11 protein-coding genes and 2 pseudogenes are annotated in these 14,851 nt (G+C 61.6%); 8 read left to right on the forward strand and 5 right to left on the reverse strand.

Annotated features, from left to right (window positions below; all coding sequences use genetic code 11):
• The first annotated feature begins 18 nt into the window (after positions 1–18).
• The 4 genes from ACX3YD_RS17680 to ACX3YD_RS17695 all read left to right on the forward strand — a co-directional run bounded on the left by ACX3YD_RS17680 (position 19) and on the right by ACX3YD_RS17695 (position 6,862).
• The gene (locus ACX3YD_RS17680; protein ID WP_458960623.1) at positions 19–3,606 is read left to right on the forward strand and encodes a DUF2339 domain-containing protein; all 3,588 of its coding nucleotides are present in this window, start codon (positions 19–21) and stop codon (positions 3,604–3,606) included.
• A complete protein-coding gene (locus ACX3YD_RS17685; protein WP_458960624.1) occupies positions 3,603–4,973 on the forward strand; it encodes a DUF3999 domain-containing protein in 1,371 nt (456 codons plus the stop codon). Before ACX3YD_RS17680 ends, ACX3YD_RS17685 begins: the two co-directional genes overlap by 4 nt.
• Positions 4,974–5,245: 272 nt before the next feature.
• Positions 5,246–6,256: a class 1 fructose-bisphosphatase gene (locus tag ACX3YD_RS17690; RefSeq protein WP_103405919.1), complete on the forward strand. Its 1,011-nt coding sequence runs from the start codon at positions 5,246–5,248 to the stop codon at positions 6,254–6,256.
• A 3-nt stretch (positions 6,257–6,259) separates the two neighbouring features.
• The gene (locus ACX3YD_RS17695) at positions 6,260–6,862 is read left to right on the forward strand and encodes a DUF924 family protein (RefSeq protein ID WP_458960625.1); all 603 of its coding nucleotides are present in this window, start codon (positions 6,260–6,262) and stop codon (positions 6,860–6,862) included.
• A 114-nt stretch (positions 6,863–6,976) separates the two neighbouring features.
• Here ACX3YD_RS17695 and ACX3YD_RS17700 read toward each other — a convergent pair whose 3' ends face one another.
• Positions 6,977–7,741 carry a methyl-accepting chemotaxis protein gene (locus tag ACX3YD_RS17700; protein ID WP_422625966.1) on the reverse strand — a complete coding sequence of 255 codons (765 nt, stop codon included), beginning with the start codon at positions 7,739–7,741 and terminating at the stop codon, positions 6,977–6,979.
• Positions 7,742–7,834: 93 nt separating this feature from the next.
• Positions 7,835–8,869: pseudogene (locus ACX3YD_RS17705) on the reverse strand (HAMP domain-containing protein); the annotation flags it as partial.
• Between the two features lie 284 nt (positions 8,870–9,153).
• Here ACX3YD_RS17705 and ACX3YD_RS17710 point away from each other — a divergent pair.
• Both ACX3YD_RS17710 and ACX3YD_RS17715 read left to right on the forward strand, forming a co-directional pair.
• On the forward strand, positions 9,154–9,408 hold the full coding sequence (locus ACX3YD_RS17710; RefSeq protein WP_103404440.1) for a hypothetical protein: 255 nt from the start codon (positions 9,154–9,156) through the stop codon (positions 9,406–9,408).
• A 31-nt stretch (positions 9,409–9,439) separates the two neighbouring features.
• Positions 9,440–10,009, forward strand: coding sequence for a lipocalin family protein (locus tag ACX3YD_RS17715; RefSeq protein ID WP_090465714.1), 570 nt, complete (start codon positions 9,440–9,442; stop codon positions 10,007–10,009).
• Between the two features lie 101 nt (positions 10,010–10,110).
• On the opposite strand, the gene ACX3YD_RS17720 is transcribed toward ACX3YD_RS17715, so the two are convergent.
• On the reverse strand, positions 10,111–11,475 hold the full coding sequence (locus ACX3YD_RS17720; protein WP_458960626.1) for a formimidoylglutamate deiminase: 1,365 nt from the start codon (positions 11,473–11,475) through the stop codon (positions 10,111–10,113).
• A 146-nt stretch (positions 11,476–11,621) separates the two neighbouring features.
• On the opposite strand from ACX3YD_RS17720, the gene hutC reads away from it, so the two are divergent.
• Positions 11,622–12,332, forward strand: a complete 711-nt coding sequence (gene hutC, locus ACX3YD_RS17725) for a histidine utilization repressor (protein WP_161793960.1) — start codon at positions 11,622–11,624, stop codon at positions 12,330–12,332.
• Entirely contained in the window at positions 12,329–12,901 is a 573-nt protein-coding gene (locus tag ACX3YD_RS17730) for a HutD/Ves family protein (protein WP_458960627.1), read from the forward strand. The genes hutC and ACX3YD_RS17730 overlap by 4 nt, the downstream gene beginning before the upstream one ends.
• 6 nt (positions 12,902–12,907) lie before the next feature.
• Here the strand turns inward: ACX3YD_RS17730 and ACX3YD_RS17735 are convergent, their stop codons facing one another.
• Both ACX3YD_RS17735 and ACX3YD_RS17740 read right to left on the reverse strand, forming a co-directional pair.
• Positions 12,908–13,975, reverse strand: coding sequence for a methyl-accepting chemotaxis protein (locus ACX3YD_RS17735; protein ID WP_458962056.1), 1,068 nt, complete (start codon positions 13,973–13,975; stop codon positions 12,908–12,910).
• A gap of 42 nt (positions 13,976–14,017) precedes the next feature.
• Positions 14,018–14,545 (reverse strand): annotated as a pseudogene (locus tag ACX3YD_RS17740) (Tar ligand binding domain-containing protein); the annotation flags it as partial.
• Positions 14,546–14,851: the final 306 nt, after the last annotated feature.

A 14,851-nucleotide genomic window follows, 5' to 3' on the forward strand; every position in this document is an offset into this window, starting at 1 on the left:
TGCTCAAGGATATCGACCATGCAATGGATGTTCATGCTGATTGGCCTGGTGCTGGGCTGGATACTCGATGAGTCGTTCAGCGATGCGCTGCTCGGCGCGTTACTCGGGTTGGGCATCGGCCAGGCCATTCGCATCGCTCGATTGGGTTCCCAGGCCAACGAGCAGCGTCGCTTGCTGGAGCAGGCGCAGGTCGCGCTGCATGCGATCGAGCAACGGCTCGCGGTGCTGGAAGTCACCGGCGTTGCAGCGTCTGAAACCCGCGAACCGGTCATGGGTGCAACCGTTCCCGTCCCGGACCTCGTTGTCGCGCAAGCCCCGGCCGAAACCCCGGAATTGATCTGGGAGCTGCCGCCCGAACTCGAACCCGTCGCTGCTGCGGCCACCGAAGCCAGTCGTCCGTCACCGGTCGATGCCTGGAAACCGGAGCCGGTTGCCCGCGAGGCACAATCCCCTGCCATTCCTCGCGGCCCCAATTTCATCGAGCGCGCCATCAGCGGTGCCCGTGCGTGGCTGTTCGGCGGCAACACCGTGCTGCGGGTCGGCGTCGTGTTGTTATTCCTCGGTCTGGCCTTCCTGCTGCGTTACGCCACTGAAGGCATGGTGGTGCCGATCGAGTTGCGTTACGCCGCAGTCGCGGCGGTGGCACTCGGTCTGCTTGGGCTGGGTTGGTGGCTGCGAACACGCAACAACCACTACGCGTTAATGCTGCAAGGCACCGGTATCGCGGTGTTGTACTTGACGGTGTTTGCGGCGATGCGTCTGCACCCGCTGCTCGATCCCTCGGCGGCGCTGGGGTTGCTGGTGGCGGTGACGGTGTTTTCAGCGATTCTGGCCATTACCCAGGATGCCTTGGGGCTGGCCGCTGCCGCCGCACTGGGTGGGTTCGCCGCGCCGATCCTGACCTCTACCGGTGCCGGCAATCACGTCGCTTTGTTCAGTTACTTCGCGCTACTCAATGCCGGCATCCTCGCCATCGCGTGGTTCAAGGCCTGGCGCCTGCTGAACCTGATCGGCTTTGTCGGCACCTTCGGTATCGGCTTCGCCTGGGGGCTGCGTTCTTATACGCCAGAGTTGCTGTGGAGCACCCAGCCGTTTCTGATTCTGTTCTTCCTGATGTACCTGGCCATCGGCCTGTTGTTTGCCCGACGAAAGCTGCTGGAGGTGAGCGACGCGCCGGAGGATGACAGCCGTGAAGCGCTGCTGCACTGGTCGGCGCGCAAAGGCGATTACGTCGATGGCACGATGCTGTTCGGCCCGCCATTGGTGGGTTTCGGATTGCAGTTCGCCCTGGTGCAGCACCTGGAGTTCGCCGCTGCGTTCAGTGCCTTGGCATTGGGCATGATCTACATGGGGCTGGCGCGGGCATTGATGGGGGGCCGGGCGCTGCTGCTGGCGGAAACCTGCCTGGCGCTGGGCGTGATCTTCGCCAGTCTGGCGATTCCACTGGGGCTCGATGCGCGGTGGACATCCGCGGCGTGGGCGGTGGAGGGGGCGGGTATTTTCTGGCTTGGCTTGCGTCAGCAACGACCGCTGGCCCGCGCGTTTGCGTTGTTCCTGCAATTGGGGGCGGCGCTGGCGTTTCTGAGCGAGTTGCGCGGCGGCGAGAGCAGCTTGCTGGACGGCGCGCCGCTGGGGGCATTGATGCTCGGTGCCGCGCTGCTGTTCAGTTTTTATCAACTACACAAAGCCTTGCCTGAACAGGTCTCGAATTGGGAGCGCCAAGGCCTGCCGGTGCTGGCTTGCCTCGGCCTGACGTTTCTCTATCTGCTGGCGCCGCTGTTCTTCTTCACCCATGGCACGGCAATCAGTTGGGCGCTGGCGGGGCTGGCGACCCTGTTCGTCGGCTTGCGCCTGCAATCGCGTACCTTCCTGTTCACTGCGTTTGCCGTGCAGTTGCTGGGCGGCGCGCTGTTCCTGTTGCGCCTGCAAGGCGCCGGCGACGAGTCTGGCGCGGTGTTGAGCGCCGGTTGGAACGGATTGCTCAGTGCATCCTTGATCGGCTTGGCGTTGATCGTCGGCATGCTGTGGGCGGTGCGTGATGAGGGAGTGCGCAGCGATGTGCGACTGCTGCGCGGATTGTCGGTGGTGTTGTTGGCCGGTCTGATGCTGATCAATCTCGCGGTGTTGTTTGTCCTGCCGTGGCAAACGGCGAGTGCGGTGTGGGCGGCCAGTGGTTTGTTGATCATCTGGCTGAGCCTGTACCTGAAGCAGCGAGTGAGTTTTGCCTTTGGCCTGGTGTTGCAGGTGATTGGCGGCGCGGCCTTCCTGATGGCCGGGCCGGAGTTGCTCGGGCCGTTGGCCAGTGAAGGTTTGCGCCCGTTGGCCCATGGCGGTTTCTGGACGCCGCTGGTCTTGGGCTTGGCTGCACTGGTCGGGGCCTGGCGTTTGCAGCTCGGCAACCATGACACGGCGTTCGATGTGCTGAACTTGCAGCGTTTGTCCGATGTGTTGCTGTTATGGGGTGCGGGCTGGTGGGCGCTGGCGTGGATCAGTGAAGTACTGCGCTTTGCCCCGCTGAATCTGCAAGCGACTTTGCTGCTCGCCGTTGCCGCGCTAAGCGTTGCGCCATGGGGGTGGCTGACGCTGCGCCTGAAATGGCCGTCGCTGGGTTTACTCTGCACGTTGCTGATTCCGGCGGCCGGCCTGGTGTTGCTCGGCGCCTGGCATGGGCGTTATCACCCGGCGGCCAATGTCGGATGGCTGGCGTGGGTGGGCGTGTTTGTCGTGCACTTCATCGCGTTGCGACGTTTGGCTCCGATGCTGCCGGGGCGGGCGCTGAGTGCCGCCCACGTGCTCGGCTGCTGGCTGTTGATCGGTGTGCTGGCCCTGGAACTGCGTTATGGCCTGTTGCTGTTGTCCGAGCAGTACAACGCTTGGCGCTGGTTGGGTTGGGCGATCCTGCCGAGCCTGTATCTGGTCTTGATGGCGTCCCCGCGGGCCTGGCCGTGGCCGGTATCGGCTTACCCTCGCGAGTACCGCGTGTATGCCGCCGCGCCGTTGGCGTTGCTGATGCTGGGCTGGTTCTGGCTGGCCAATATCGTCAGTGACGGCACCGCCGAACCGCTGCCGTACGTGCCGTTGATCAATCCACTGGAGCTGGGGTTGTTGTTTGCGCTGTTCGGCGTCTACGTCTGGTCGCGCAGCGCGGTGGCACAGCTGGCGATCCGCGGGGGCTACACGGCCCGCGTTTCACAAATTGTCGCCGGCGTTTCGCTGTTCGCGTTCTTCACTGCGCTGGTGATGCGTGCCGCGCACCATTGGGGCGGTGTAGCGTTCGAGCTGGATGCGTTGCTCGAATCCATGTTGGTGCAGGCCGGCCTGTCGATCGTCTGGACCTTGATGGCCCTGGGGCTGATGATTGGTGGCCATTTGCGCCACCGGCGCGAAGTCTGGTTGATCGGTGCGGCGCTGATCGGCGTGGTGGTGGCCAAGCTGTTCTTTGTTGAGTTGAGTAACCGCGGCGGTCTGGCGCGGATCGTTTCGTTTATCGGCGTTGGTGTATTGCTGCTGGTGGTGGGCTATTTCGCCCCGTTGCCGCCCAAGCGCGCCGAGCCTGTGCCGGAAGCTGAAAAACCGGCCCCGGAATCCGAAGGAGTGTCGTCTTGAGTCAGAAGCTGAACCTGGGCTGGTTGGGCGCAGTTGCAATGGGAATGGCCATGGCCGCTGTTGCCCAGGACAAACCGGCGGACTTCGCCACGCAGGTGCCGTTGTCCGTCAGTGGCGAAGGCCCGTGGTATCGCCTCGATCTGCCCTTGGTCGTGCAACTGAATGCACGGCAGACCGACCTGAGCGATGTACGTGTGTTCGACGCGGCGGGTGATGCACAGGCCTACGCCCTGGCCCGGGAAACCGCGCAAACCGCTGACAGCCGCAGGCTGACCGACGTGAAATGGTTCCCGCTGTACAACTCGATGGACGCCACCGAGCACGCGCCAAGCGTGCGGGTGCAATCGAGCGCCAATGGCACCCTGGTCGAGGTGCAGCCCTCCAGTCAGCTGGAGGCCGGCGAAGAAGCGTTGCGTGGCTGGTTGCTCGACGCCAGTGCCATCAAGGCGCCGTTGCAGCAGCTGATTCTCGACTGGACCAGTGAGCGCGATGGTTTTCAACGTTTCAGTATCGAGGCCAGCGACGATTTGCAGCATTGGCAGTCCTGGGGCGAAGGACAGGTGGCGCGGCTGACCTTTGCCGATGAGCGGGTCGAACAACACGAGGTCGGTCTGCCAGGACAGTCGGCGCGCTATCTGCGCTTGCTGTGGGACACCCCGTACTCGGCACCGACCCTCACGTCGGCGCAATTGGAAAGCGCCAGCTCCCGCCGCCTGCCGCTGCCGTTGGTCTGGTCGCCAACGTTGGCCGGCAGCAGCGTGAAGGCCGGTGAATACACCTGGCAATTGCCGATGGGGCTGAACGTCGAGCGGGTGCAGGTCGAGTTGAGCCAGCCCAACAGCCTGGCGCCAGTGACCTTGTACGGGCGTCGGGACAGCAGCCTGCCATGGCAACCGATGAGCAGCGCTTTGCTCTATCGCCTGACGCAGAACGGCCAGGATGTGGTGCAGAACGAGCTACAGCTGCCGGGGCAAACGCTCCAGCAGTTGAAACTGACCGTGGACGAGCGCGGCGGCGGTCTGGGTGCTCAGGCTCCGATGGTCAAGTACGCCGTGCGCGCCACGCAATTGGTGTTCCTGGCTCGCGGGCCGGGGCCTTATACCCTGGCGCTGGGAAGTTCCACGGTGAAGGCCGCTAACCTGCCGTTGTCGACGCTGATTCCGGATTACAGCGCTGCGAAACTGGCGACGCTGGGCAAGGCTTCGGTCGAGGGTGGGGGTGTGGTTACGCCGGTTGCCTCGCCGGTGCAGGCGTCCACAGGCACTGACTGGAAGAAATTCGGCCTGTGGGCCGTTTTGTTGCTGAGCGTGCTGTTCCTGGCGGCGATGGCGTTCAGTCTGCTGCGCAAACCGCCCGCCAAATCCTGAAGCCGGGTGCTTTGCACCCCCATCGCGAGCAGGCTCGCTCCCACAAGAAAGCGCAATACCCGTGGGAGCGGGCTTGCCCGCGATAGCGGTCGATCAGTCAATGGAAAGGCTGAAATGACCGCCACTTTTCGGCTCACACCCGGACCATTTCCAACTACGCTGAACCCCGCGCATGAACTCTCTTCGGTCGATCACGTCTGATAGGAGGAAATGCGCCCCGACTCGCGTTAAACTGCGCGGGTTTTTAGCCCCCCATTCCTCCGGAGCCTTCCATGTCCCGCGTTACCTTGAGTCGCTATTTGATTGAGCAGACCCGTAGCAACAACACTCCTGCCGATCTGCGCTTTCTGATCGAAGTGGTGGCGCGTGCCTGCAAGGAGATCAGCCACGCCGTTTCCAAAGGCGCCCTGGGCGGCGTTCTGGGCAGCATGGGCACTGAAAACGTCCAGGGCGAAGTTCAGAAGAAGCTCGACGTTCTGTCCAACGAGATCCTGCTGGAAGCCAACGAATGGGGCGGTCACCTGGCTGGCATGGCGTCCGAAGAAATGGACAACGCCTACCAGATCCCAGGCAAATACCCGAAAGGCGCCTACCTGCTGGTTTTCGACCCGCTGGACGGTTCGTCGAACATCGACATCAACGCGCCGGTCGGTACGATCTTCTCCGTGCTGCGTTGCCCGAGCGAATACCTGAGCCAGAACGAAGCCCTGAACGAAAAGGCCTTCCTGCAGCCAGGCACCCAGCAGGTCGCCGCCGGTTATGCCATCTACGGTCCGCAGACCATGCTGGTGCTGACCCTGGGCGACGGCGTCAAAGGCTTCACCCTGGACCGCGAAATGGGCAGCTTCGTACTGACCCACGAAGACATCACCATTCCTGAATCCACCCAGGAATTCGCCATCAACATGTCCAACCAGCGCCACTGGGAAGCCCCTGTGCAACGCTACGTCAGCGAATTGCTGGCGGGCGAAGAAGGCCCGCTGAAAAAGAACTACAACATGCGCTGGGTCGCCGCGATGGTGGCTGACGTGCACCGCATCCTGACCCGTGGCGGTCTGTTCATGTACCCACGCGACAGCCGCGAGCCATCGAAGCCGGGCAAACTGCGCCTGATGTACGAAGCCAACCCGATGTCGTTCCTGGTGGAACAGGCGGGCGGCGCGTCCACCGACGGCCACCAGCGCATCCTCGACATCAAGCCTGACGGTCTGCACCAGCGTGTTGCGGTGTTCCTCGGCTCGAAAGAAGAAGTTGCACGCGTCACGGGTTACCACAAGGAATAAACCATGAACGCGCCCTGGCAGCCGCTGCTCGAATGGTGGTTCGGTAAAGCCGAATCTTCCAGGGAAGTCGCGGCTGACAAGGGCAGGTTATGGTTCGGCAAGCGTGACAGCCAGGACCTCGAAGCGTGCACGCGTTTCGGGGACCAGGTCGAGCAGGCACTGACCGGCGGTTTGACCGATTGGGCGCAATGCCCCGAAGGTTGGCTGGCTCTGGTGCTGCTACTCGATCAACTCCCGCGAATGATCTTTCGCGACTCCCCCAAGGCTTTTTCCGGTGACATCAGGGCTCAGGCGCTGGTAGCACAAGGCATGGCTGCGGACTTCGATCGCCAGTTGCGGCCCATTCAGCGGGTGTTCATCTATCTGGTGTTCGAACACAGCGAACATCTGGCGGTACAGAACGAAGGTGTCTCGCGTTACATCGAGCTGGTGGCGCAACAGCCGGACGTCGATCGGGCGCTGTTTGCCGACTATCTGGATTACGCCGAAAAGCATCAGAAAGTGATTGCGCAGTTTGGACGGTTTCCCCATCGCAATGCGGTGTTGGGTCGCGAGTCTACGGCTGAGGAGTTGGCGTTTCTGTCGAAGCCGGGGTCACGGTTCTAGCTTTTTGGGGCGGCTGCTGCCATCGCCAGCAGGCTGGCTCCCACATTTGATCTGTGGCGCTCACAAATCCCCTGTGGGAGCTAGCCTGCTAGCGATTGTGCCGGTAGCAGCACCTCAGATTCTGAAACTACCTACAAGATGCTTCAATCGTGCCGCCTGCTGCTCCAGGTCTGAACACGCGCGCAAAGTCGCCTGCAGGTTCTCCACACCTTCCTGGTTCAGCGTGTTGATCTCGGTGATGTCGACGTTGATCGATTCCACCACGGCTGTCTGTTCTTCGGTTGCCGTGGCGACCGACTGGTTCATGCCGTCGATTTCGCCGATGCGCTGGGTCACGCTGCCCAGGCGTTCTCCGGCCTGGTTGGCGATGCCGACACTGCTTTCGCTCTGGCGCTGACTGTCGGTCATGATGGTGACCGCTTCCCGGGCGCCGACCTGCAGTTCTTCGATCATCTTCTGCACTTGCTGCGCCGAATCCTGAGTGCGGTGGGCGAGGTTGCGCACCTCATCGGCCACCACCGCAAACCCGCGTCCGGCTTCACCGGCACGCGCCGCTTCAATGGCAGCGTTCAGCGCCAGCAGGTTGGTCTGCTGGGAGATGCTGGTGATCACGTCCAGAATCTGCCCGATGTTGACGGTGTTGCTGTTGAGCGTCTCGATGTTGCCGCACGAATCGCTGATCTTCGCCGAGAGCTGCTGCATCGCGCTGATGGTTTTGTCCACCACCTGCTGGCCGTCTTCGGCCAGGCTACGGGCATCGCTCGAATGCTGGGAGGCGAGGGCAGCGTTCTGGGCGATTTCCTGGGCGGCGGCGCCGAGCTGGTTGATCGCCGCGGCGACACTGCTGGTGCGCGAGGCCTGCTGGTCGGAGTTGAACATCGACGAGTTCGAGGCGGCCACCACACGCAGCGCCACTTCGTTGACCTGGCCGGTGGCCGAGGACACTTCGATGATCGAGGTGTGAATGCGTTCGACAAAGCGGTTGAATGACAGCCCCAGCGCGCCGAATTCGTCGTGACCGTGAATGGTCAGGCGTTTGGTCAGATCCCCTTCGCCTTCGGCGATGTCATGCATGGCGCGACCCATGGCCAGCAACGGCTGCATCAGGAAACTGATCAGCATGCCCAGCAACGCGATGATGATCACCACGGCAATCACCATGGCGATGAGCGCCGAGGTGCGGAACTCGCTGAGCATCGAGAACGCGGTGTCCTGGTCGAGCACCAATGCTACATACCAATCGGCCGAAGGCACGCCGTTGACGTGGGTGAAGGAGATGAACTGGCTTTTACCGTCGATCTCGACTTCTTTCAGGCCCGGGCTGACCTTCGGCGCACCATTGGGGTAGGCGTCTGCCAGGTTTTTGAGCACCAGTTTGCTGTCCGGGTGGATCAGGATCTTGCCGTCGGCGCTGACAATGAAGGCATGACCGTGACCGCCGAAGTTCAGCGAGTTGATGATTGCACTGACGCTGGACAAGTCGATGTCGGCGCCGGCAACGCCGATCATCTGGCCCTGGCGTTGTACCGGGGTCGCGACGGTGATCACCAGTTTGCCCGACGAGGCGGCGATGTACGGTTCGGTGACGATGGTCTGCTGCGCGCCGGTGGCCGCCTTGTACCAGCCACGGGCGCGCGGATCGTAGTCCGCCGCACGGTTACCGGTCGGGACCGAGAACATGACGCCGTCGGCACCGCCGAAGTAGCTCAGCTGGAAGTTGCCGGTGTAGGCGGGCAAGTCGATGATGCGTTTCAGGCTGGCGGGGGCGCTGCCATCGGCGCTGACCTGTTGGGCCATCGATTGCAGCAACTGTATGCGGCTTTCCAGCCAGGTCTGAATATTACGGGTGGTCAGGCTGCCGAGTTCCTGCATCGAGGCTTCGGTGCTGTTATGCAGCGTTTGACGCTGGCGATAATCGTTGAACAGGATGAAACAGGCGAATGCAACGACCACCACGAGGGCAGCAGCCAACAAAATTTTGTGGCTGAACTTCATGTTTCTGGACATTAAATGAGCTACCGCGGAAAGACAGGACAACAAAGGTGGGGGCAAGCGCCACGGTGTGGGCTTTGCGCTGCCTGTTATGTCGACAGAGTGGCGCCAAAGATTAGACGCTTTTTTGCGAAACCCGACGAAATGCTCAAGAGCCAGGCGAAGTGGCTGAATCTTCGGCTATAGGCGGACGAGCGGCCCGATAAATAGGCGATCGGCCAGGGAACCAGACAGAGGTTTTCTCTTCTAAGGTTCAGCTTGGCTGCCATGCCAATCCCCTTCACCCCTGGAGTTACACCATGTCGCTGCGATCCATTGCCTTGCTTTCGTTCTGCGTGCTGTTGGCTGCGTGCAGCAAGGTCAATCAGGAAAACTACTCGAAGCTTTCGGCCGGCATGTCCAAGGCCGACGTAGAAACCTTGTTGGGCAAGCCGGCCGACTGCTCTGGCGCGCTGGGCATGTCCAGTTGCACCTGGGGTGACAAGAACAGCTTTATCAGCGTGCAGTATGCCGGTGACAAAGTGCTGATGTTTTCCGGCCAAGGCCTGAAGTAAACCGGGGCTACGTGCCCACGGGAGAAAAACAATGAAGCGGTTGTTGATAATGCTTTTTGCCGGCCTGGTATTGGCCGGCTGTGCCACTTCTGGCCAGGATCCGTTGGCGCCCAAGACCGCCAACAGCGTCAACCTCAAGCGTTACCAGGGCACCTGGTACGAGTTGGCACGTCTGCCGATGTATTTCCAGCGCGACTGTGCGCAATCCGAAGCCCACTACACGCTCAAGCCGGATGGCAACGTGGCGGTGCTGAACCGCTGTCTGACAGCGCAGTGGCAATGGGAAGAGGTCAAGGGCACGGCTTATCCACAGGTGCCGGGCAAGACCGACAAATTGTGGGTCGAGTTCGATACCTGGTTTTCGAGGCTGATTCCGGGTGTGGCGAAGGGCGAGTACTGGGTGTTGTACGTCAGCGATGACTACAAGACCGCGATCGTCGGCGACCCGAGCCGACGTTACCTGTGGCTGCTGTCGCGCACGCCGACCGTCAATGGTGTGGTGCGTGAAGAGCTGCTGAGCAAGGCGCGTCAGCAGGGATACGACACCACGCGGCTGATCTGGCGAGCGTCGGACACGCAGATGGCCAAGACCTCGAACTGATAGCACATGACCCTGTAGGAGCGAGCCTGCTCGCGATGGAATATCAGACACAAGATGTCGACTGACACACCATCACGAGCAAGCTCCCACAGGTTTTTGAGTCAGTTCAGAAGCTCGCGCAGCACCTGGATGAAGGCGCGGTTGCTTTCCTCTTCCCCGGCATGACGCCCGTCGCGCACGACCCACTGACCGTTCACCAGCACGTCCCGCACCTGACGGTCGCCACCGGCAAACAACCATCGGTTCAGAATCCCGTCGCCACTGGCCGTTGCCAGGTACGGATCGTTGCCGTCCAGCACCAGCCAATCCGCACGCTTGCCCACTTCCAGCGCACCGATCGGTTGTCCCAGCGCCTGGGCACCGCCATCCAGCGCCGCGTCATACAGGGTGCGCCCGACCATGGGCTGATCCGCGCCATACAAGCGATTGCGCCGTTGATCGCGCAGACGCTGGCCGTATTCCAGCCAACGCAATTCTTCCACCACGCTCAATGACACATGGCTGTCGGAACCGATGCCCAGGCGTCCGCCTTGTGCGAGGAAGTCCACCGCCGGGAAAATCCCGTCGCCCAGGTTGGCTTCGGTGGTCAGGCACAGGCCGGCAATGGCGCGACTCTTGGCCATCAGCGTGACTTCTTCCGGGTTGGCGTGGGTGGCGTGGACCAGGCACCAGCGCTGATCGACTTCGGTATTTTCGTACAGCCATTGCAGCGGGCGGCGACCGCTCCAGGTCAGGCAGTCGTCGACTTCTTTTTGCTGTTCGGCGATGTGGATGTGCACCGGGCACTGCTTGTCGCTGGCGCCCAACACTTCGCTGATCTGCTGCGGTGTCACCGCGCGCAGCGAGTGGAAACACAGGCCCAGCGACTGGGCCGGTTGCTGCGCCAGAACCGGCTGCAGGCGCGATTGCAGCTTGAGGTAGCTGTCGGTGCTGTTGATGAAGCGGCGCTGGCCCTCGTTCGGCGTCTGGCCACCGAAACCGGAGTGGCTGTAGAGCACCGGCAGCAGGGTCAAACCGATACCGGCGGAACCGGCGGCCTGGCTGATACGCAGGGCCAGTTCGGCCGGGTCGGCGTAAGGCTGGCCGTTGTTGTCGTGGTGGACGTAATGAAATTCCGCCACCGAGGTGTAACCGGCCTTGAGCATTTCGATGTACAGCTGACGGGCGATGACGCCGAGTTGTTCCGGGCTGATTTTTCCGACGAGGCGATACATCAAGTCGCGCCAGGTCCAGAAGCTGTCGTTCGGATTCCCCGCCACTTCCGCAAGTCCCGCCATGGCCCGCTGGAAGGCGTGAGAGTGCAGGTTCGGCATGCCGGGCAAGAGCGGACCGCTCAGCCGTTCGGCGCCTTCTGCGTGGGAATCGGCCTGGATATGGCTCAAGACGCCATCGGCGCTGACCTCAAGACGTACATTGTTGGCCCATCCACTAGGCAGCAGCGCGCGTTCGGCAAAGAAGGCGGACATGGTTCAGCACCCCATCGTGTGTTATTTGTATATACATATACAGACGTTTGCCTGCCCGGTAAACTCCGGCAAGCTAGCAACCCTATTCAAACGAACAAGGATTAACCGTGCCGACTCCGCCTCCAGTCTCTCCGTTGGCCGCGAACATGGGCGACAGTCCGGCGCCCTTGTACGCCCGCGTCAAACAAATGATTACCCAGCAAATCGACAGTGGAAACTGGCCGCCGCACTACCGCGTTCCGTCGGAAAGCGAGCTGGTCAATCAGTTGGGCTTCAGCCGCATGACCATCAACCGCGCCCTGCGCGAGATGACCGCTGACGGTCTGTTGGTGCGCATGCAAGGCGTCGGCACGTTCGTCGCCGAGCCGAAAAGCCAGTCCGCGCTGTTTGAAGTGCACAACATTGCCGATGAAATCGCTTCCCGAGGCCATCGCCACACGTGCAAGGTCATCACCCTGGAAGAAGAGGCCGCCGGCTCGGAACGCGCCCTGGCCCTCGACATGCGCGAAGGGCAGAAAGTCTTCCATTCGTTGATCGTGCATTTCGAGAACGATATTCCGGTGCAAATCGAAGACCGCTTCGTCAATGCGCTGGTGGCGCCGGATTACCTCAAGCAGGACTTCACCCTGCAAACGCCTTACGCCTACCTCAACCAGGTCGCGCCGCTGACCGAAGGCGAGCACGTGGTCGAGGCCATTCTGGCCGAGCCGTCCGAATGCAAATTGCTGCAGATCGAAAAAGGCGAGCCGTGCCTGCTGATTCGTCGCCGCACCTGGTCCGGCCGTCAGCCGGTGACCGCCGCCCGTTTGATCCACCCTGGTTCCCGTCATCGTCTGGAAGGCCGGTTTCATAAATGAACGAGTTGAAAGTTTTACGCGCCAAGGATTACCCGCGCATGCCGTGGAAAAACGGCGGCGGCAGCACTGAAGAAATCAGCCGCGATGCCGGCACCGGCCTGGACGGCTTCGGCTGGCGCCTGTCGATTGCCGACATCGGTGAGTCGGGCGGTTTTTCCACCTTCGCCGGTTACGAGCGGATCATCACCGTGTTGCAGGGCGACGGCATGACGTTGTCGGTGGACGGCCAGAACACGCGACCGCTGTTACCGCTCGACCCGTTTGCCTTCAGTGGCGAGAGCAAAGTGACCTGCACGCTGCTCGGAGGAGCAATCCGCGATTTCAACCTGATCTATGCGCCGCAGCGCTACCGTGCACGGTTGCAGTGGCTGGCCGGCGAGCAGCGGTTTTTCAGCGAGGCCAACACGTTGCTGGTGTTCAGCGTGAGCGAGCAATCCGACGTATCGGTCGATCACCGCGTCCAGCCATTGGGGCTCCATGATTGCCTGCAGCTGGAGGCCAATGACGGGTTGCTGGACGTCACCATCAAGGGTTTGTGCTGCGTGATCGAACTCACCTCGCGCGGCTGATCCCGATTACTCCCGTTCGAGGGTAAAGCCTCGAACGGTTGCCTCCAGTTCACTCGACATCCGTTTCAGCGCCTGGATGGTTTTCACCACGTCCTGTTGCGCCGCGACATTCTCCTCGACCCGCTGCGCCACGGTTTCCACATTGCGTGCCACGTCTTCGCTGGCTTCGCGCTGTTCCTGCAAGGCATGGGAAATCTGGCTGACGGCGTTGAGTGACGCGTCGAGCACGGCCTTGACGTCATTCATCGACGCGCCGGCGCTGTCGATCAATTGCTGACCCTGAAGCACCCGCTCGCGGCCAGTGTTCATGCTGCTGCTGGCTTTTCGCATGCCGCTTTGAATGGTGCTCACCAGCACCACAATCTCGGCGGTGGAACGGGTCGTGCGGGTCGCCAGCTCCCGCACCTCGTCGGCCACCACGGCAAACCCGCGACCTTGCTCGCCGGCCCGCGCCGCTTCGATGGCGGCATTGAGGGCGAGCAGGTTGGTCTGTTCGGCAATGCTGTGGATCACGTCGACAATGTTCCCGATGGCGTTGGAGTGCTGGGTCAATTGGTCGATTTCACTCGACGTCTGGGTCACCAGTTGGGCGATCTGCTGCATCTCGATGATAGAGCGGTCCATGCTGGCAATGCCCAGGGCGGTGATCTGCTCGGCCTTTTGTGTGGTGTCGTGGGCCTGGGCGGCGTTTTCGGCGATGTGCGTAATGTTGGCTGACATCTGCTCTGCCGCGGCGGCAATGGAAGAGGTCGCGCCATTTTGCTCGGCGGCCTGCTTCAGGCCTTGCTCGGCCGAAATGCTCAGGTTCAGGGTCGAGGACTCGATGTGCCGCGAGGCCTCGCGTACCTTGCCGATCATGCTGGCCAGGCTGCGCCGCATGGCCTCGACCGATTGCATGACACCTGTGGGGCTCGCGTTGCCGATCGCCGGATCGCCGAGCATGCCCTGGGCAATCCGTGTGCTGATATTGGCCAGTTCGTGGGGCTCGGCACCCAGGTATCGCGCCAGTCTGGCACCGAACAGCAGCGCATAAAGGCCGCCAGACAACAGCGCGAAAGCCAGGACCACAGCCATCAGAATTTTATTGTCCTCGTAGCGTGCCTCGCTGAGTTCGAACTGTTGGCGAGCTTCTTTCAGTTGAGCATCCGTCAGTTGCGAAAACAGTGAGGTCAGCGGGTCGATCAAGGGGTAGAGCTGGTGTGCGGCGAAATCCTCCAGAGGCTGACTGGAGCCGTCGTCGCGGTTCAAGACCGCCTGCAATTGCTGGAGTGGCGCTTCGGTGGCCTGCATCAGTGGCGTGATTTCGTTGATCAGTCGCACCTCCTCATCGATCAGTCGGGTCGATAGGTAGGTGCGCCAGAGCGGATCGATCTCAAGCATTGCCTGGCGTATCTGTTGCGCCGCCTCGACGCCACTGTGGATGCCATCGCGGGCCTTGTGGATGGCATCGACGATCTGGACGGAATACAGCTCGGAAATTTTCTTCAGGTCCTGTTGCGGGATGACCCGGTCCAGGTAAACCGTTTCCAGTCCCTGGACCGTAGCGCGCATGCCGTACAGGCCGAGTGCGCCGATGCCGGTCATGCTGCTCAGCAGGATGCCGGCCAGCAACAGGAGATGGGTTTTGACTTTCCATTGTTTCATTGCGCGTTCCTCGCAGGAGTGACTTCAGGGGGGGGGCTTGCTTGTGAAGTCGGCGAGGATCAGTGGAGGTGGAGTCGGACGCTTCTGATGAGGTTGTAGGGTGTTTCTGGAATGCGCTTAATTGGGCATCACGTGTTACCGAACGCCCCAACGTGGCGCAAAACCACGTTGCAGTAACCGCCGTCACCCCCGCAAAAAATCCCCGCGAAAAATTTTATCCACGCCAGAACCCGCGATTCAGGCGCTCTCCAGTCGTTTCAGCGTTTTTCTTGAATGCCTGTCCAGAAAGTTGGCCGCTTGATTGCA

The sequence above is a fragment of the Pseudomonas fluorescens group sp. PF-1 genome, assembly GCF_054481335.1.

Excerpts from the sequence above, each read along its gene's own strand:
- ACX3YD_RS17680 (WP_458960623.1), top strand. The coding sequence starts at position 19 with ATGCAATGGATGTTCATGCTGATTGGCCTGGTGCTGGGCTGGATACTC.
- ACX3YD_RS17690 (WP_103405919.1), top strand. The coding sequence starts at position 5,246 with ATGTCCCGCGTTACCTTGAGTCGCTATTTGATTGAGCAGACCCGTAGC.
- ACX3YD_RS17695 (WP_458960625.1), top strand. The coding sequence starts at position 6,260 with ATGAACGCGCCCTGGCAGCCGCTGCTCGAATGGTGGTTCGGTAAAGCC.
- ACX3YD_RS17700 (WP_422625966.1), bottom strand. The coding sequence starts at position 7,741 with ATGTTCAACTCCGACCAGCAGGCCTCGCGCACCAGCAGTGTCGCCGCG.
- ACX3YD_RS17710 (WP_103404440.1), top strand. The coding sequence starts at position 9,154 with ATGTCGCTGCGATCCATTGCCTTGCTTTCGTTCTGCGTGCTGTTGGCT.
- ACX3YD_RS17715 (WP_090465714.1), top strand. The coding sequence starts at position 9,440 with ATGAAGCGGTTGTTGATAATGCTTTTTGCCGGCCTGGTATTGGCCGGC.
- ACX3YD_RS17720 (WP_458960626.1), bottom strand. The coding sequence starts at position 11,475 with ATGTCCGCCTTCTTTGCCGAACGCGCGCTGCTGCCTAGTGGATGGGCC.
- hutC (WP_161793960.1), top strand. The coding sequence starts at position 11,622 with ATGGGCGACAGTCCGGCGCCCTTGTACGCCCGCGTCAAACAAATGATT.
- ACX3YD_RS17730 (WP_458960627.1), top strand. The coding sequence starts at position 12,329 with ATGAACGAGTTGAAAGTTTTACGCGCCAAGGATTACCCGCGCATGCCG.
- ACX3YD_RS17735 (WP_458962056.1), bottom strand. The coding sequence starts at position 13,975 with ATGGCTGTGGTCCTGGCTTTCGCGCTGTTGTCTGGCGGCCTTTATGCG.